We start from the raw sequence: 18757 nt of genomic DNA on the forward strand, positions 1-18757 counted from the left end.
TCAGGTCAATGCGATGTCGTGGATGTCGGCCGCGGTCGCGGGGTATGCGGAAAACGCAGGGTAAACGTGCTGCCCTGTCCCGGACTGCTGGTGACGCCGGCGGTGCCGCCGTGCAGTTCGGCGATCGAGCGCACCACGGCGAGGCCCAGGCCGGTACTGTCGGTCGAGCTGCGGGCGGCGTCGGCGCGGTAGAAGCGGTCGAACAGGTGCGGCAGGTGGCGCGCGTCGATGCCGGCGCCGGTGTCGCTGACCGCGATGATGACGGCGTCCGCCGTCGCCGTTCCCAGCAGGCGGATGGTGCCGCCGCGCGGCGTGTAGCGCAGCGCATTGGTCAGCAGGTTGGACAGGGCGCGCCGCAGCAGCAGCGGATCGGCGCTCAAGCGGCCCTCGGCGCGCGCTTCCAGCGTCACGCCCTGTTCGTCGGCGGCGATCTCGTAGAACTCGATCAGCTTCTGGAACTCGCCGGCCAGCGCCACCTCTTCCAGGTGCACGTGCTGCTCGGCGTTGTCGGCGCGCGCCAGGAACAGCATGCTGGCCACCATGCGCGACAGCCGGCTGCCTTCCTCGACCACCACTTCCAGCGTCTGCTGGTACTCGAGCGGGGTGCGTGCACGCGCCAGGGTCACGCTGGCGGCGGCCACCAGGTTGTTCACCGGCGAGCGGAACTCGTGCGCAATGTCCGACGAAAAGCGGGTCAGCTGCTCGAACGACTGTTCCAGGCGGGCCAGCATGGTGTCGAAGTTCTCGGCCAACGCGCGCAGCTCGGCCGGCCAGGCGTCGTCGGCGATCCGCTGGTGCAGCTTTTCGGCGTTGATGCGGCCGATCTCGGCGGCGATCGCGCGCACCGGCGCCAGGCCGCGCCGCGTCAGCATGAAGCCGATGGCGGCCGACAGCAGGATCGCCAGGCCGATCACGCCGGCCAGCTTGGTGCGGTAGGCTTCCAGCAGGCGGCGGCTGTCGCTGACGTCCAGCACCCCGCGCAGGACGGTGCCCTTGGGACCGAGGGCCGGCCCGTGCACTTCGATGGCTTCGGCGCCCGGCGTATCGACCGCCAGGTCGTACACCAGCAGCGCGCGCGCATGGCCGCCCTGGTTGTCGTCGATGTGCCGGAAAGTGGGGTTGCCGGTCTCGGTGCGCAGCGACGCTAGCGCACTCGAGAAAATGGCGGCGTTCGCGGAGGCGTCGCGCACCGAGCGGTCGGGCGCCAGCAGCTGCCAGCCGAAGCGGCGGTAGGCTTCCTGGTATTCGCGCCACTCGACCTGCCACTGGTTGAGCGGATGGCTGCGCACCGCCAGGATTTCCAGCACGTCGCGCTGGATCTGCAAATCGTTCTTGAGCGCCGCCTCGTCCTTTTCGCGCAGCTGGTCCACCAGTTCGGTGTACATCATCGCCGATACCCCGAGCACGATCGCGGTGATCGCCACGCTGACGAACACGCTCATGCGCAGCGTCAGCGACCAGCTGCCTCCGCTCTTTTTAGGCGCGGATTTCGAGCACATAGCCGACTCCACGCACGGTGTGCAACAGTTTGACCGGGTAGGGGTCGTCGAGCTTGGTGCGCAGGCGCCGCACCGCCACCTCGACGACGTTCGTCTCCGAGTCGAAATTCATTTCCCATACCTGGTCGGCGATCACGGTACGCGACTGCACCTCGCCGGCGCGCCGGATCAGCAGCGACACCAGGGCGAATTCCTTGGGCGTCAGGTCGAGCCGCTCGCCGGCGCGGGTGGCGCGGTGCTTGAGCAGGTCGAGGCGCAGGTCGGCCAGCTCGTAGATAGTCGGTTCGGCCTGTCCCTGGCCCTGGGCGGCGCTGGCGTTGCGGCGCAGGATCACGCGCACGCGCGCCAGCAGCTCGGCGAACGCGAAGGGCTTGACCAGGTAATCCTCGGCGCCCAGCTCGAGCCCGCGCACGCGGTCGTCGACGGCGTCGCGCGCGGTCAGGAACAGCACCGGCGTGCGGCGCTGGGCACGGCGCGCGGTCTCCAGGATCGCCCAGCCGTCCAGGCCGGGCAGCATCACATCGAGGATCGCGAGGTCGTACTCGGCCGTGAGCAGCAGGTGCAGCCCGTCCGGACCGGTATGGGCGACGTCGACCACCATGCCTTCTTCCTTGAGGCCCTGGGACAGGTAGGCGGCCGCGGTGGCCTGGTCTTCGACGAGCAGTAACTTGGTCATGGGCGCATTGTGCCCGAAATCGCCTGACGAAAGCCCGGCGGGAAGATTACATTTCCGTAAGCTGCTCGGCAGGGAAAAACGGTTTCAGGCCGTCTTGCCCTCTGCCGACGCGGCGTCGATTGCCTCTTCCACCATCTTCCCCGCCGCGTCGCCGGCGGCCGGTGCCTGCTCGCGCCCCCATTCCCGGTACTCGACCAGCGACGGAATCCGCGCCAGCGCCCCCAGCGGCTCGATCCCCATGCCGTCCAGCTGGGCCAGCAGCTCGGCCAGTACCGTCTCGCGCTGCAGGGACCAGGTGGAGGCGAAACAGCGCCAGAAAGTCCAGCCGGCGCGCTCCAGCACGCGCTGGCGTCCCATGTCGGCGGCCCACTTGTCGGGGCCGTGGAATTCGTCGCCATCGAGCTCGATCGCCAGGCGGCGGTCGTCGGCGCCTTCGACCACCATGTCGATGCGGTAGCCGGCCGCCGGCACCTGCGGGATGACGCGGTAGCCGCGCTCGAACAGTTCGATGTAGACGTCGCGTTCGAACCCGGATTCGCACAGCTCGATCAGCGAACTCGCCTCGTCGCCGGCCGCCAGCGGCTTGGCGAAGTGCTCGACCAGCGTGCGCCGCAGGTCCAGCGTCGACAGCTCTTCCAGCCGCACCGAGCGCACCAGCACCATGCGGTCGCGCGCGCGCGAGGCGGCGACGTTGAAGCGCTGGTCGTACATCGTGCCCGACAGCGCGTGGTGGTTCTTGCTGTCGGCGACCATGCTCAGGAAGATGATGTCGCGTTCGCTGCCCTGGAAGATGCGGGCGTCGCCGCAGGAGAACTGGCGCCGCGCCAGCTCGGCGGCGTCGCAGCGGGCGCGCACCAGCTTGTCGATCAGCAGCGCCTGCTCGGGGCCGAGCAGCGAGACCACGCCGATGGTGCGCCCCGCCATCTTCGGATCGCGCAGGATGGAGTCGATCTCGGACGCGATGCACTCGGCCTCGGGCGCGTTCTGGCCCTTGGCGCCGCGGTAGCCGTTGGCCACGAAGATGTCGACCAGCGGCGGATCGAGCCGCTCGGACGCGGTCGGGATGCGCAGCGGCTGGATGAAGCCCTTGTAGAACACGCGATTGCTGTAGGCGATGATCGGCGGCACGCAGCGGAAGTGCTCGCGCAGCATCACCTTGGAGGCGGCGAACACGGTCGAGGCGATGTCGTACAGCGACATGTCGGCGCTCAGCACTGGCTCGAACGGCTGGCCGGCCAGGAAGCGGCGGCGCAGGTCGGCGATCTTGGCGGCGGCGACGAAGCCGGCTTCCGGCGACACCTGCTTGTCGTCGCCGACCACCAGGATCTGCTTGCCGCGCAAGACTGCCGGCAGCGCCCACAGGTCCGACTGGCTGGCCTCGTCGACGATGACCAGGTCGAAGGCGCCCAGCTGGGCCGGCAACGATTCCGACACGCGCGCGTGGCTCATGATCCAGCACGGCACCGCGGCCTGGGCGTCGACCATCGCCTTCTGGGCGTCGCGGCGGTAGCGGCCGGCATTGACGCCGGTGCCCTTGCCGAACTTGCGCATCGCGGTGCGGTAGGTTTCCAGCGCGCTGAGGACGTTCTGGCCGGCGAGGCGGCGCGTGGCCAGCCAGCTCGAGGTCGACACCAGGTCTTCGTACAGGCGCGCCAGGCCGGCTTCGAGCTCGCGCCGGCGCGCCGCCAGCGTGCGCATCTCGTCCCTGGCGTCGATGTCTTCCAGATGGGTCTTCAGGCGCGCCCAGTTCCAGGCGTCGCGCCAGCGCACCGGGAACACGTCATCGTCGCCGCTGGCGTCGGTCGGCAGCGACAGCACGCGCGCCGCCAGCCAGGCCGCGCCATGCGCTTCGATCAGGCCGGCCAGCTCGCGCAGCGCGGCAAACGCCGGGGCCAGGGCCTCGATGCGCCGCAGTTCCGCGACCTCGGCGACGTAATCGTGCATCAGCTCGCCCGCATCCAGCTCAGGTGCGCCCAGCGCGTCGTCGACCAGTGCGCGCAGGCGCTGAGAAACCGGTCCGCCGCAGCCGGCCAGCGCCGAATGCAGCGCGGCCAGGCGGGCGTTGGCCTCGGCCAGGCCGCTCCTCAGCAGGTGGCGGCGCAGCTGGTCGCGCACGCCTTCCAGTGCCGGCCGGCGGCCCAGCAGGTCCTGCGCCGGCACTTGCTCGAACACCTGTTCCGCCAGAGGCGGCAGGCCGGCATCGTGGCGCATCGCCAGTGTATGCGCGTCGCGCGCGGCCACCGTGATCAGCTCGATCGTGCGCAGCTGGCCGACGTCGGGATGCAGCACGGGCAGGGCCAGCAGTTCGGCGAAGGCATTCCAGCGCACCACGAAGGAGAGCACGCGCGCATGCAGCCCGGCGAAGCGCTGCACGTGCGCCCAATCCTCGCGCGAGGCAGGGGGAAGCCCGGCCACGCGGATAGCGTTGACATGCGGCTTGACGTCGCCGGCGCCGAAGCTGAACAGGCCGAAGGGCTTGCCGCCGTCGGCGCCGCGCGCGATCGCTTCCAGCGCCTTCGGCAGTTCCAGTGCTTCGCGCGGCGCGGTCACCGGCTTTTGCATGAATTCGGCGCGCGCCTGCAGCAGCGCGTCCATTTCGGTGAACAGCGCTTCCAGCGAGCCGCGTTCGGTGGCGAACTGCGGCCGGCGCAGCCGGTCGCGCAATGCAAACACCCAGTCGTGGCCCGATTCTTCCAGCGCGGCATGCTGGGCGATCGCCGCCTCCAGCGCCGCCAGCAGTGCGCGCGCCGCCCCCAGCACTTCCGGCGTGGCGGCGCGCAGCGGCAGCAGGGCGCCGCTGGCCTCGTCCCGTTCGAGTTCGCGCATCGCCTGCAGGGTGCCGTGCAGCTGCCTGACGTCGGCGGCGGACGGCAGCGCGTTCGATGCGGGAATCCGCGCCTGGCAGTAGACCAGGCCGGCGCCGAGCCGGCGCCGGATCTCGCGCAGGCGCATGCCCTGTTCGTCCGGGAAGGGCGGCGCGTGTTCCGGCGCCAGCGACAGTTCGTCGTCGAACCAGCCGAACTGCGCGCGTCCGTGCACCACCAGCTCGGCCATCTTCTGCGCGCGCATGGCGACGCCGTCGACTTCGATGTCGTCCAATTGCGCATGCGCGATCTCGTCGATACGGGTGTCGATGCGCGCCATCTCCTCATGGGCGCGGTCGAGCGCGCTGCGGCAGGTCGCGATGCGCTCCTGTTCCACCGCCGGGTTCAGGTGGGTGAGGGTGTGGATGATGGCCTCGATCGCCGCCTGGAACTGGCGCATGCCTTCCTTGTCGCCCGAGAGCAGGGCGACGGTCAGCGGCCGGATCGCCTCCGGGATTTTTTGCTGCAGCACCTTCAGCGCCGGCTCGCCCTTGGATGTCACCAGGATGCGCTTGCCCGAGGCCAGGTAGTGGCTGATGATGTTGGCGATGGTGTGGGTCTTGCCGGTGCCCGGCGGACCCTGCACGGCCACGCCGGGCGAGCGTTCCAGTTGCTGGATGATGGTTTCCTGCTCGCGGTTGTAGGGCAGCGGGAAATACAGTTCGCGCGGCTCGCCACGGCTCGATGCGCGGCCCGACAGCCCGCGGAAGGCGATCGGCGCATGCTCGATCACGTCCTTGCCTGGCGCACTGACGATGCTGAGCGGGCCCTCCGGCAGGGCGTCGACGTCGCCGACGCGCTGCTTGAGGCGGGCGATATCCTCGACCAGGAAGTGGCTGGCGCGCGGGCGCGCGAAGATCACCCATTCGTCGGTTACCACCAGCTCCGGACCGGGCGCCGGCGCGGCGTCCAGCTGGGCGTCGTAGCGCGCGTTGGCGGCGATGTTGCCCGCCACCAGCTTGAGGATCGGTTCGACGCCCGCCGGGTCGAACGGCGATATGACGCCGTCTTCACGATCGCGCAGCAGGCCGCGCGCAGCGCGCTCGACGTCGCCGGTGCCGGGCACGTCGCAGGCCGCGAAGGCATCCAGTTCCAGGCGCGGCTCGAGCTGGCGCGGGCGCAGCCCGATCGCATGCGTCGCACCGTCGATGTCGATTTCCATCGCCTGCGTGATCAGGGGATAGTGGTAATCGACCTTGCCGATGCGCCAGGACGACACGCCGATGCCCCATACCAGTTCCAGCGGCCGCACGGCTTCCTCGGATTCCAGGCGGGTCTTCAGCGCGAACAGGTCGGCATACAGGGCGATCACCTGGCGCCGCGGCTTTTCGCGTGCGGCCCACTCGGTCCAGCGCGGCAGGTAGATTTCCAGCAGCCGCCCGAGGCGGGCGCGGCGCTGCTCGTCGCGGCGGGCGGCGCGTTCCTCGCCGTCGATGCCGCCGGCCTCATGGTTGCGGATGCTGGCCAGCGCCGCTTCCTTGATCGCCGGCGGTGCGCCCGCCGGATCGTCGCCGACCACCAGGAAGGGTGCGAACTCGGGCTCGGGCAGCTGCGGCGCGCGCGTCGCTTCCAGGCGCTGCACGCGCAACCACCAGCCGTCTTCGTCCGCGTCGTCGTCGTCGTCGCCGCGCACATTGAAGTCGACCCAGGGCAGGGTGCCCAGGTCGGCGAAGGTTTTGCGGAAGTCGGCCAGCTTCGATAGGTTGAAAGCGGCGGGGTCGATGTCTCGGGCCTGTTCGACGAGGTAGTCGAGCAGGCCGCTCATGAGCTGGGCTGGGGTTTGCATGTGCTTGCCGGTGGGCGATTCAATCGCGTGATACTGGGTAGTACTGTATTTCCGCACAGTATAACCAGTTTGCGGCTTTCCCTAGGGGCGCAAGCGTGCTCATCACCTATTTATTGCTCTATTTCAAGATCAAACATGCATTTCCTGTCGCAGGCCGGCCAAAATCGGCAGCCTGACAGGCCCAGCGAATCCGGATACCGATTGGTCGATGCCGAATCCGGCGCGCGTGACCGAAGCTGACCGGCGTAGTGCTGCGGAGGTGATATACTGAGGCCGTCATGTCTTCCACCCCCTGCATGCGACGCGTTCTCGTCATCTTCCTGGTCCTGTTGTTCCCGCTGAACGTGTTGGCGCTGTCCCTGTCCGTCGCCACCATGCACGTCGCCACTATGCCGGCCGCCGTCCTGGCACAGGCCGCCGATGCGAACGACCGCGTGCACGTGCCGGCAGCGCTGGCCGGCGACGTGGCCGATGACGATGACGATGCCGGCCCCGGCGACATCGATCCCGACGAGCCGCCCGCCGGTGCCGACATCCACTACATCGTCGGCCATGCCGGCTGCCTGCACATCGCCGGCTTGTCCAGCGCGTCGCCCGCGCTGCACGACGCCGCGCCCCGCTGCCATTCCGTTCCGCCTCCCGTGAAGCCGCCGCGCGCGGCCTGAGCCTCCCTCAGTCCGACCGGGGCGTTGCCCCGCGTTCGATCCGGTTTTTCCCGGACCTGCCGCCGGCACGCATGCCGCCTGCGCACGTCCACTCACCGACAAGGTATACACATATATGGAATGGCTCTTCGACCCGACCATCTGGGCCGGTTTGCTCACGCTCGTCGTCCTGGAAATCGTCCTGGGCATCGACAACCTGATTTTCATCGCCATCCTGGCCGACAAGCTGCCGCCGCAGCAGCGCGACAAGGCACGCCTGATCGGCCTGTCGCTGGCGATGCTGATGCGTCTCGGCCTGCTGACCATCGTCTCCTGGCTGGTCACGCTGACAACGCCGCTGTTTTCGCTCGGCTCCTTTGCTTTTTCCGGGCGCGACCTGATCTTGCTGGCCGGCGGCTTGTTCCTGCTGTTCAAGGCCACCGTCGAACTGCATGAACGCCTCGAAGGCGTGGCGCATGCCCAGTCCGAATCGAAGGCCTATGCCGGCTTTGCCGCCGTGGTCGCCCAGATCGTGGTGCTGGATGCCGTGTTCTCGCTGGACGCGGTGATCACCGCCGTCGGCATGGTCGACGAACTGGGCGTCATGATGGCCGCGGTCGTGATCTCGATCGGCATCATGATCCTGGCCTCGAAGCCGCTGACACGCTTCGTCAACGCGCATCCGACCGTGGTCGTGCTGTGCCTGAGCTTCCTGCTGATGATCGGCCTGAGCCTGGTGGCCGAAGGCCTGGGCTTCCACATCCCCAAGGGTTACCTGTATGCGGCGATCGGTTTCTCGATCGTGATCGAGACCTTGAACCAGTTCGCGCGCCGTAATTTCCTGCGCAACGAGGCGCGCGTGCCCTTGCGCGAGCGTACCGCCGAATCGGTGCTGCGCCTGCTCGGCAAGCGCCGCCGCGCCGAAGCCGAGGCCGACGCCGCGGCACAGGAAGAGGGCGCCCAGCCGGCCGTCGAAGACGTGTTCGCCACCGAGGAGCGCAACATGGTCAGCGGCGTGCTGGCGCTGGCCGACCGGTCGATCCGCTCGATCATGACGCCGCGCTCGGAGATGTCGTGGATCGACCTCGGCCAGGATGCGCCGACCCTGCTGCGCCAGTTGCAGGCGACGCCGCACAGCCAGTTGCCGGTGTGCCGCGGCGAAGTCGACCAGCTGGTCGGCGTGGCGCGCACCAAAGACCTGGTGGCCGGCCTGCTGCAGCACGGCTGCATCGACCTGTCGAGCGCCGGTCCGCTGCGCGCGCCGATCGTGCTGCCGGAAACGGCCGGCGTGCTGCGCGCCATGGAAACCCTGAAGCGCGCCCACGGCCAACTGGTTCTTGTGGCCGACGAGTACGGGGTGGTGCAGGGCCTGCTGACGCCGATCGACATCCTGGAAGCGATCGCCGGCGAATTCCCGGACGAGGACGAGCAGCCGGCGATCCGCCAGCAGGCGCCCGGCGTGTGGGAAGCGGACGGCACGGCCGACCTGCACCTGCTCGAGCAGATGCTGGAAACCGACGCCCTGGTCAGCGAGGAAGCCGACTACAGCTCGCTGGCCGGCTTCCTGCTGGCGCGCTTCGAGACCCTGCCCGAGGCCGGCCAAAGCGTCGAGGTCGACGGCTTGCGCTACCAAATCCTGGAAGTCGCCAACCGGCGCATCGCCCGGGTGGCGATCGAGCGGCTGGCGACCCAGCCGCAGCCGCAGCCGCAGCCCGAATGAGCCGGTTCGCCATTCAACCTATTTTAGAGAGCACATCATGAAACGCGTATTCCTGTTCATCGTCACCAACCTGGCCGTGATGCTGGTGCTGAGTCTCAGCGCCAGCCTGCTCGGCGTCAACCGCTTCCTCACCGCGAACGGCCTGAACCTGGGCATGCTGCTCGCCTTTGCCGCCCTGATGGGCTTCGGCGGCGCCTTTATCTCGCTGTGGATGTCGAAGCCGATCGCCAAATGGTCGACCGGCGCCCGCGTTATCGAGCAACCGGGCAACGCCACCGAAGCGTGGCTGATGAATACCGTCGCGCGCCAGGCGCAGGCGGCCGGCATCGGGATGCCGGAAGTGGCCGTGTACCCGGGCGCGCCCAACGCGTTCGCGACCGGCGCCACCAAGAACAGTTCGCTGGTGGCGGTGTCAACCGGCCTGCTCGAATCGATGACCCAGGAAGAGGTCGAAGCGGTGCTGGCGCACGAAGTGGCGCACATCGCCAACGGCGACATGGTCACGTTGACCCTGGTGCAGGGCGTGGTCAACACCTTCGTGATCTTCCTGGCACGCGTGGTCGGCTACTTTGTGGACAGCATGCTGCGCAAGAACGACGACGAGCACGCCGGCCCCGGCATCGGCTACATGGTGACCGTGGTGGTGTGCGAGATCGTGTTCGGCATCCTGGCCAGCATCATCGTGGCCTGGTTCTCGCGCCGGCGCGAATTCCGCGCCGACAGCGGCGCCGCGCGCATCATGGGCCGTCCGCAGCCGATGGTTGCGGCGCTGCGCCGCCTGGGCGGGCTGGCCGAGGGCGAGCTGCCGAAGAACATGTCGGCCTTCGGCATCTCGGGCGGCGGCGCGATGGCATTGTTCTCGAGCCACCCGCCGATCGAAGAGCGCATCGCCGCGCTGCAGGGACGCTGAGCCGCCCGGCCGGCGCTACGATCAGCGCCTGCTGGCCACCGCGCCGCTGGCCGCCTGCGCCAGCCGCGCGCCGCCGGGATTGCTCACGCTGCGCGTGACCAGGATGTCGACCGGCGTCGCCGGCTGGCCATAGTAGGCGCGGTTGCGGCCCTCGTCCACGTCGATCACGGTGCCATCCACATTGACGCCGCCGTACAGTCCCTTCGAGCGCGTGTAGACGATCATGTCGGCCGTGACCGGGGCGCCGGTGCCGGCACCGATCGGGCCGGCCGCCACGCTGACGTCGCCGCCCAGCTTGAAGGTGGTCGCGAGCAGCGAGTTGAGCGCCTTGTCGGTCATCACCAGCGCCACCATTTCCGAGGCCTGGGCGCCGGTCTGCAGCCCGATGCTGCCGGATGCCAGGCGGTAGAAGGCCGGACCGTTCCAGCCGGTGCCGCTGCGGCTGCGCGCGATCACCACTGCCGAACCGCCGGAACCCCCGACGATGAAGCCGGCCTGCACGATCTGCGGGCTGATCAGCAGCGCCTTGGCATTGCCGACGTGGTCGCGGAACCAGGTCATGTCGGGGTCGCGCCTGAAATTCGCCAGGATGGCCTGGGCCGCGTCGACGCGGGCCTGGGTGTCGTCCTTCGTCGGCGGCGTGGAGGCGCAGGCCGCCAGGCCGAGTACCGTGCATGCCAGGACGGGCATGAGTGCCGTCCCTGCCGTGTTGCTTGCAATCCGCTGGAACATAATGACCTCGCAGGAAGCTAGTCGCGCGGGCGCGCTATGAAAGACCTCGTGGGGAACGGATGGTTGCGCAGGAGCCTGGCTTGACGATGCGGTTGTTTGTGATTCGTCAAAGTCTGTCCGGGTGAGCTGGTAGGTTTGCTTACCCCTTCCTACAATCGTCCTACTGCGCTATCGGAGGACATCATGTTCAACAAGCTTCTGGCCGAATGCCTCGGCACCTTCTGGCTGGTGCTGGGCGGCTGCGGCAGCGCCGTCCTGGCCGCCAGGTTCCCCGAGGTCGGGATCGGCCTCACCGGGGTTTCCCTGGCCTTCGGCCTGACCGTGCTGACGGGCGCCTACGCGCTCGGCCCGATTTCGGGCGGCCATTTCAATCCGGCCGTGTCGGTCGGCCTGTGGGCCGGCGGCCGCTTCCCGGGGCGCTACCTGGCCCCCTACATCGTCAGCCAGGTAATCGGTGCCATCGTGGGCGCCGGCGTGATCTGGCTGATCGCCAGCGGCAAGGCCGGCTTCGACGTGCAGGCCGGGTTTGCGGCCAACGGCTATGGCGCGCATTCGCCGGGTGGCTACACGATGGAAGCGGCGCTGGTGTGCGAACTGGTGATGAGCTTCATGTTCGTGCTGGTGGTGCTGGGCGCCACCCATGCGCGGGCGCCGGTCGGCTTCGCCGGCATCGCGATCGGGCTGGCGCTGGCGCTGGTGCACCTGATCAGCATCCCGGTGACGAACACCTCGGTCAATCCGGCGCGCAGCACCGGGCCGGCCCTGTTCGTCGGCGGCTGGGCGGTGCTGCAGTTGTGGATGTTCTGGCTCGCGCCGCTGCTCGGCGGTGCGCTGGCCGGGGTGTTGTACCGCACGGTGCTGCAGCGCGACCTGAGCGAACCGGTGGTCAGCGGCCAGCCGGGTCCGGACGTCGGGGTGCATGCGTGACGGATGCCGCGCTCAGCGTCCGGGCAGGATCAGGTTCAGCTGGAAGCGCAGGAACCAGGTGGCGGCGCGCTCCGGGCGCACCAGGTTGTAGCCGGCGCCGACCATCGCGTTGAGCGGCATGCTGTCGTGCGGCCGGCTCAGCGTCGACCACGCCAGCCCGAGCGGCACGGTCCAGCGGCGGCCGCCGTGGCGGTCCCAGTCCGCCGAGATGGTGCCGCCGTAGCCGATCGTGTGGCGCGGCGACAGGCGGTAGCTGGCGATCGGCTGCAAGTGGAGGCCGCGCATGCTCGGACGGTCGTCGGCACCGCCGAACGACCACGATGCCGTCACTTGCGCACCGTAGGTCCAGTCGCCGGGCTGGCGCACCACCAGCGCCACCGGGTCCAGGCCGGCGGCATGGCGCTCGTGGCGGCCGGGACCCCAGGTCCAGTCCGGACGCGACGGTTCCGTCAGGGTGAGCAGGGCATAGCGGGTAAGGTGCCCGGTGATGGTGAACCGGGCGGGCGGGTTGATGTTCTGGGCCAGCGCCGCTGCCGGCAGCGGCAGCAGCAGGCTCGCCAGGATGCGTGGCAGGCGTGGTGCGGGCACGGCGGTCTCCTTCGGAACGCGAGGCAGCCGGACGTGCACGGCATGCCTGACGCTGAGTTGGACCGCCGCCCGCCGGCGCGGTTCCTGCCGCGCTGCCGATCCTGTACTGCCGACGCTGCGCTTACGCTTGCGCGTCGTCCTCCGTGGCCGCCGGCAGGAACCAGTTCAGCAGCACCGCGCAGATGCCGCCGGTCGCCACCCCCGACTCGAGCACGTGGCGCAGCGCTTGCGGCAGGTGCGCCAGGAATTCCGGCACCTGCGAAATTCCCAACCCCAGCGCCAGCGACACTGCTATGATCAGGAGCGCGCGGCGGTCCAGCGTCACGCTCGCCAGGATGTTGATGCCGGCCGCGGCCACCGCGCCGAACATCACCATCGCGGCGCCGCCCAGCACCGGTTCCGGCACCGCCTGGATCGCGCCGGCCACGCTCGGGAACAGGCCGAGCAGCACCAGGAACAGCGCGATCCACATGCCGACGTGGCGGCTGGCGATGCCGGTCAGCTGGATCACGCCGTTGTTCTGGGCGAAGATCGAGCTGGGAAAGGTGTTGAACAGGCCGGCCAGCAGCGAGTTGGCGCCGTTCACCAGCACGCCGCCCTTGATGCGGCGCATCCACACGGGACCCTCGACCGGCTCACGCGAGACCTTGCTGGTGGCGGTCACGTCGCCGATCGCTTCCAGCGAGGTCACCAGGTAGATCACGATCATCGGGATGAACAGCGACCACGAGAAGCCGAGGCCGAAGTGCAGCGGCACCGGCACCTGGAACCACGCGGCCCCGTGCATCCCGGTGAAGTCCAGGCGCCCCATCGACCCGGCCAGCGCGTAGCCGACCGCCAGTGCGATGACGATGGCGGCGCTGCGCAGCCACACCACCCGCACGCGATTCAGCGCCACGATGATCGCCAGCACCACGCCGGACAACACCAGGTTCTGGCCGTTGGCGAAGCTGCCGTTCGCCATCGCCGCGTAGCCGCCGCCCATGCTGATCAGGCCGACCTTGATCAGGGTGAGGCCGATCATCAGCACCACGATGCCGGTGACCAGCGGCGTGATCATGCGCTTGACGAAAGGCAGGACGCGCGACACGCCCATCTCGATGAAGGAACCTGCGACGACCACGCCGAAGATCGCGGCCATCACGCCCGTGACCGGCGTGCCTTCCTTGATCATCAGGGTGCCGCCGGCAATCAGCGGGCCGACGAAGTTGAAGCTGGTGCCCTGCACGATCAGCAGGCCGGCGCCGAAGGGGCCGAAGCGGCGGCACTGGACGAAGGTGGCGATCCCCGAGATCACCAGCGACATCGAGACCACCAGGTTGGTGTCGCGCGCCGGCACGCCGAGCGCCTGGCAAATCAGCAGGCCGGGCGTGACGATGGGGACGATGATCGCCAGCAGGTGCTGCAGGGCGGCGAGCATGGCGACCAGCGCGCGCGGGCGGTCTTCGAGGCCGAGGACGAGTTCCGGGACCGGGCTGGCGGTGGCGGGCGGCGGGACGAGTGTGGTCATGGCGGGCAGGGGCAAAGCGCGGATTTTACATGTGCTATTTAGCTTGTGCCATTGCCCATGATGGTGTGGCGCACGGTTGCGCCGCGAATCTGCCCGGATGATCTGGATGTTCTAGAATGATTCGCAGCCAGTGCCATCGTCATGGAGACGGCGCATGAACCTGCTCGAGACACGCGATTCACCGGCCGACCTGCGGCGCCTGCCGCGCGCACGACTGGCGCCGCTGGCGCGCGAATTGCGCGGCTTCCTGCTCGATAGCGTGGCGCGGTCCGGCGACCACCTGTCGTCCAACCTGGGCAGCGTGGAACTCACGATCGCGCTGCATTATGTGTTCGATACGCCACGCGACCGTATCGTGTGGGATGTGGACCATCAATGTTACGCCCACAAGGTACTGACAGGAAGGCGCGACCGCATGCACACGCTGCGCCAGCTGGGCGGCCTGTCCGGTTTTCCGCGCCGCGACGAGAGCGCCTACGACAGTTTCGGCACGGCGCATTCGTCGACGTCGATTTCGGCGGCACTCGGCATGGCCGAAGCGGCCTGCCTGCGCTGCGCAGACCGCCATGCGGTGGCGGTCTGCGGCGACGGCGCGATGAGCGCCGGCCTCGCCTTCGAAGCCTTGAACAATGCCGGCCACCGCCACGACCTGCGCCTGCTGGTGGTCCTGAACGACAACGGCATGTCGATCTCGCCGTCGGTGGGCGGCCTCGATCGCTGGTGCGCGCGACGACGCGGCCCGGCGCCGTCGGCGGCGGCGTCCGCGTCCGTGTTCGAACAGCTCGGCCTGCGCTACAGCGGGCCGATCGACGGCCACGACCTCGACGCGCTGGCGGCGGCGCTCCAGGACCTGCGCGGCCGGCGCGGGCCGCAGCTGCTGCATGTGCTTACCCGCAAGGGCCGCGGCTATGCGCCGGCCGAGGCCGCGCCGACGCTGTACCACGGCGTCGGCCGCTTCGACCCGGCCCGCGGCCTGCCCGCGCCGGCGGCATCGGCCTCGCTCCCGGCCTCGATGCTGGCGCGCAGCCGGCCCACCTACACCGAGGTGTTCGGCGACTGGCTGTGCGACATGGGCGCCTGCGATGCGCGCCTGGTCGGCATCACGTCGGCGATGTGCGAAGGATCCGGCATGGTCCGCTTCCAGCAGATGTTCCCGGCGCGGTATGTCGACGCCGGCATCGCCGAACAGCACGCGGTGACCTTTGCCGCCGGCCTGGCCGCCGAAGGCCTGAAGCCGGTGGTGGCGATCTATTCCACGTTCCTGCAGCGCGCCTACGACCAGCTGATCCACGACGTGGCGCTGCAAAACCTGGACGTCACCTTCGCCATCGACCGCGCCGGGTTGGTGGGACCGGACGGCGCCACCCACGCCGGCAGCTTCGACATCGCTTTCCTGCGCTGTGTCCCGAACATGGTGCTGATGGCGGCCTCGAACGAAGCCGAATGCCGGCGCATGCTGAGCACCGCCTACCGCCACCGCGGACCGGCCGCGGTGCGCTATCCACGCGGCAGCGGGCCCGGCGTGGCCGTCTCCCCGGACCTGGATACCATCCCGATCGGCCGCGGCGAGCTGCAGCTGTCCGGGGCGGACACCGCGATCCTGGCCTTCGGCACGCCGCTCGCGGCCAGCCTCGAAGCCGGCGCCGAACTCGGCGCCACGGTGGCCAACATGCGCTTCATCAAACCGCTCGACGTCGACCTGGTCGTGCGCCTGGCGTGCACCCACGCGCGGCTGGTGACGGTGGAAGAGGGCGCCGTGATGGGCGGCGCCAGCGCCGCCGTGGCCGAGGCGCTGGCCGCCGCCGGCATCGCGCGGCCGCTCTTGACGCTCGGCCTGCCCGACCGCTTCATCGAGCACGGCGACACGGCGGCACTGCTGGCCGCGGCCGGTCTCGACGCAGCGGGCATCGCCGCTGCGATCCGGCGCCGCTTCGCACTCGACACGCCGCTGCTGGCGGCAGGCGGTGCCTGACACCCTATAGCACGAGGTGCAGCGATGTTTTCCTCATTCCAGTCTGCCCAGGCGGCGCTGCCGTTGCCGGCGCAGCGCAGCGGCAGTTCCTTCCGCATGGCGCTGCGCCTGCTGCCGGCAAGCCAGCGCGCCGCCATGTTCGACATCTACGCCTTCTGCCGCGCGGTGGACGATATCGCCGACGGTGACGCGCCGCCCCCCGCCAAGCGCGCCGCCCTGGCGCGCTGGCGCGACGGCGTCGACGCCTGCTACGCCGGGATGCCGCCGCCGGCAATGCAAGACATGGCGCACCACATCGCCGCCTTCGGCCTGGCGCGCGCCGACTTCCATGCGCTGATCGACGGCATGCTGATGGATGCCCAGGACAGCCCGCTGTGCGCGCCGGCAGCAAGCACGCTCGACCTGTATTGCGAACGCGTCGCCAGCGCGGTCGGACGCCTGTCGGCACGGGTGTTCGGCCTGCCCGACCCGGACGGCGAACGGCTGGCGCACCACCTCGGGCGCGCGCTGCAGCTCACCAACATCCTGCGCGACATCGACGAGGATGCCGCCATCGGCCGCGGCTACCTGCCGCGCGAGCTGCTGCTGCAGGCCGGGTTCGATGCAGACGCTGGCGCCGCTGCGATCGCGGCCCATCCGGCGCTGCCGGCGGTTTGCGACGGAGTCACCGCGCAGGCGCTCGACCACTACGATGCCGCGCAAACGGTCCTGGGCCGCAACCGCGGCGGCGCCTCCCGCGCCCCGCGTTTGATGGGCGCGACCTACCGCAGCCTGCTGGCGCGGCTCGAGCGGCGCGGCTGGCACAGTCCACGCGCGGCGGTGCGGCTCGGGACGCTGGAACGCATCGGCATCCTGCTGCGCCACGGGATCGGGTAGCGGCCATGCGCGATAGCCTCCACGCCGCCAGACGGACCAGCGGGCTTGCCCATGCGCTGGCGCGCGCCCACGGCGGCGCGCTCGACGCCGCACTCGACGCCGCACTCGACGCCGCACTTGCCCACGCGCTGGACGCGGTGCTGTCCGAGCAGCGTCCGGACGGCCACTGGGTGTATGAACTCGAAGCCGACGCCACCATCCCGGCCGAGTACGTGCTGCTGGTGCACTACCTCGGCGAGACCGCCGATGCCGGTCTCGAAGCCAAGATCGGGCGCTACCTGCGCCGCCTGCAGGGCAGCCACGGCGGCTGGCCGCTGTTCCATGGCGGCGGCTACGACCCCAGCGCCAGCGTCAAGGCCTATTTTGCGCTGAAGATGATCGGCGACGCGCCCGACGCGCCGCACATGGCGCGGGCGCGCGCGGCGATCCTGGCCCACGGCGGCGCCGAACGCAGCAACGTCTTTACGCGCCTGCTGCTGGCGCTGTACGGCGAGATCGGCTGGGACGCGGTGCCGGCAATGCCGGTCGAGATCGCGCTGCTGCCGGGCTGGTTCCCGTTTCACCTGTCGAAGGTGTCGTACTGGAGCCGCACCGTGGTGGCGCCGCTGCTGGTGTTGGGCGCGCTCAGGCCGCAGGCGCGCAACCCCCGCACGGTGCGCATCGCCGAGCTGTTCGCCGCGGATCCGGCCGCGCTTGGCCAGGCGCCGCGCGCGCCGCACCAGTCGCGCCTGTGGTTCGCCTTTTTCCGTGCGGTCGAGGCCCAGGTGCGCACGCTCGAAACACGCGTACCGGCGCGCCTGCGGCGGCACGCGATCGAACAGGCCGCCGCCTTCGTGCGCGCGCGCCTGAACGGCGAACATGGCCTCGGTGCGATCTTCCCGGCGATGGTCAACGCGGTGCAGATGCTGGACGCCCTCGGCGTGGCGCCCGACCAGCCGGAAAGTGCCGCTGCCCGCCGCGCCATCGACCGGCTGCTGGTCGACCGCGGCGACGAAGCCTATTGCCAGCCCTGCCTGTCGCCGGTCTGGGACACCGCGCTGATGAGCCACGCGCTGCTGGAAGCCGGCACCCCGACCGCCATCGACGCCGCCGGCCGCGCGCTCGACTGGCTGCGCCCGCTGCAGATCCTCGACACGCGCGGCGACTGGGGCCTGCGCCGGCCCGGCCTGCGCCCCGGCGGCTGGGCCTTCCAGTACGAGAACGCGCATTACCCCGACGTCGACGACACCGCCGTGGTGGCGATGGCGATGCACCGCGCCGACCGCCTGCGCGGCGAGCAGCGCTACCGGCCGCTGGTCGAGCGTGCCGGCGAATGGGTGCTCGGGATGCAGTGCCGGGGCGGCGGCTGGGGCGCCTTCGAGGCCGACAACACCCAGCGCTACCTGAACAACATCCCGTTCGCCGACCACGGCGCGCTGCTCGACCCGCCGACGGCCGACGTGTCGGCGCGCTGCCTGTCGATGCTGGTCCAGCTGCAGCCCGGCGCCTGCGCCCGGCCGCGCACGCCGGCGGCGCGTGCACTGGCCTGGCTGCTGCGCCAGCAGGAACAGGACGGCAGCTGGTACGGCCGCTGGGGCGTCAACTATATATACGGCACCTGGAGCGCCCTGTGCGCACTCGGGGCTGCCGGGCTGGGCACCGATGCCGCCCCAGTGGTGCGCGCCGCCGGCTGGCTCGGCGCGATCCAGAACGCGGACGGCGGCTGGGGCGAGGACGGCAGCAGCTACAAGCTCGATTACCGCGGCTACGAACCGGCGCCGTCGACGCCGTCGCAGACCGCCTGGGCGCTGCTCGGCCTGATGGCGGCCGGCGCCACCGACACGCCGGCAGTCCGGCGCGGCATCGGATGGCTGCTGGCGCAGCAGGGGCGCGACGGGCTGTGGCGCGAACAGCACCATACGGCGACCGGCTTCGAGCGCGTGTTCTACCTGCGCTACCACGGCTACGCGCGCTATTTTCCGCTGTGGGCGCTGGCGCGCTACCGCACGCTGCGCGGCCGCGGCCGCGGCGGCGCTGCCCGGCCGGGCGCCGGCGCCGGCGTCGGGATGTGACG

General features: G+C 70.0%; 13 protein-coding genes. 7 read left to right on the top strand and 6 right to left on the bottom strand.

From position 1 onward, the window contains the following. Window positions 1-5: 5 nt before the first annotated feature. The 3 genes from U1H99_RS29005 to U1H99_RS29015 all read right to left on the bottom strand — a co-directional run bounded on the left by U1H99_RS29005 (window position 6) and on the right by U1H99_RS29015 (window position 6825). Complete coding sequence (locus U1H99_RS29005) at window positions 6-1499, bottom strand: heavy metal sensor histidine kinase (RefSeq protein ID WP_323144965.1); 1494 nt, start codon at window positions 1497-1499, stop codon at window positions 6-8. Then, complete coding sequence (locus U1H99_RS29010) at window positions 1477-2175, bottom strand: heavy metal response regulator transcription factor (RefSeq protein WP_323144966.1); 699 nt, start codon at window positions 2173-2175, stop codon at window positions 1477-1479. Before U1H99_RS29010 ends, U1H99_RS29005 begins: the two co-directional genes overlap by 23 nt. Window positions 2176-2259: 84 nt before the next feature. After that, a complete protein-coding gene (locus U1H99_RS29015; protein ID WP_323144967.1) occupies window positions 2260-6825 on the bottom strand; it encodes a PDDEXK-like endonuclease domain-containing protein in 4566 nt (1521 codons plus the stop codon). A 278-nt stretch (window positions 6826-7103) separates the two neighbouring features. On the opposite strand from U1H99_RS29015, the gene U1H99_RS29020 reads away from it, so the two are divergent. The 3 genes from U1H99_RS29020 (at window position 7104) to htpX (ending at window position 10099) form a co-directional block, all read left to right on the top strand. Further along, window positions 7104-7490: a hypothetical protein gene (locus U1H99_RS29020; protein ID WP_323144968.1), complete on the top strand. Its 387-nt coding sequence runs from the start codon at window positions 7104-7106 to the stop codon at window positions 7488-7490. A 115-nt stretch (window positions 7491-7605) separates the two neighbouring features. After that, window positions 7606-9189 (top strand): TerC family protein, encoded by a 1584-nt coding sequence (locus U1H99_RS29025; RefSeq protein WP_323144969.1) that lies wholly within the window; start codon window positions 7606-7608, stop codon window positions 9187-9189. Between the two features lie 37 nt (window positions 9190-9226). After that, complete coding sequence (gene htpX, locus U1H99_RS29030; RefSeq protein ID WP_323144970.1) at window positions 9227-10099, top strand: protease HtpX; 873 nt, start codon at window positions 9227-9229, stop codon at window positions 10097-10099. 21 nt (window positions 10100-10120) lie between these two features. Here htpX and U1H99_RS29035 read toward each other — a convergent pair whose 3' ends face one another. Next, entirely contained in the window at window positions 10121-10789 is a 669-nt protein-coding gene (locus U1H99_RS29035) for a lipid-binding SYLF domain-containing protein (RefSeq protein ID WP_323144971.1), read from the bottom strand. Between the two features lie 225 nt (window positions 10790-11014). Between U1H99_RS29035 and aqpZ the strand changes: the two genes are divergently transcribed. Further along, a complete protein-coding gene (aqpZ, locus tag U1H99_RS29040) occupies window positions 11015-11758 on the top strand; it encodes an aquaporin Z (RefSeq protein ID WP_323144972.1) in 744 nt (247 codons plus the stop codon). A gap of 12 nt (window positions 11759-11770) precedes the next feature. On the opposite strand, the gene U1H99_RS29045 is transcribed toward aqpZ, so the two are convergent. Both U1H99_RS29045 and U1H99_RS29050 read right to left on the bottom strand, forming a co-directional pair. Continuing rightward, on the bottom strand, window positions 11771-12346 hold the full coding sequence (locus U1H99_RS29045; RefSeq protein WP_323144973.1) for a hypothetical protein: 576 nt from the start codon (window positions 12344-12346) through the stop codon (window positions 11771-11773). Between the two features lie 121 nt (window positions 12347-12467). Further along, window positions 12468-13856 (bottom strand): nucleobase:cation symporter-2 family protein, encoded by a 1389-nt coding sequence (locus U1H99_RS29050; protein ID WP_323144974.1) that lies wholly within the window; start codon window positions 13854-13856, stop codon window positions 12468-12470. Window positions 13857-14010: 154 nt separating this feature from the next. Between U1H99_RS29050 and dxs the strand changes: the two genes are divergently transcribed. The 3 genes from dxs to shc are packed head-to-tail and all read left to right on the top strand — an operon-like array spanning window position 14011 to window position 18755. Next, window positions 14011-15828, top strand: a complete 1818-nt coding sequence (gene dxs, locus U1H99_RS29055; protein WP_323144975.1) for a 1-deoxy-D-xylulose-5-phosphate synthase — start codon at window positions 14011-14013, stop codon at window positions 15826-15828. Window positions 15829-15852: 24 nt separating this feature from the next. Then, entirely contained in the window at window positions 15853-16704 is an 852-nt protein-coding gene (hpnD, locus tag U1H99_RS29060) for a presqualene diphosphate synthase HpnD (protein ID WP_323144976.1), read from the top strand. A gap of 5 nt (window positions 16705-16709) precedes the next feature. Then, on the top strand, window positions 16710-18755 hold the full coding sequence (shc, locus tag U1H99_RS29065) for a squalene--hopene cyclase (protein ID WP_323144977.1): 2046 nt from the start codon (window positions 16710-16712) through the stop codon (window positions 18753-18755). Window positions 18756-18757: the final 2 nt, after the last annotated feature.

The sequence above is a fragment of the Massilia phyllosphaerae genome (assembly GCF_034659755.1).
GTDB lineage: Bacteria > Pseudomonadota > Gammaproteobacteria > Burkholderiales > Burkholderiaceae_D > Telluria > Telluria phyllosphaerae.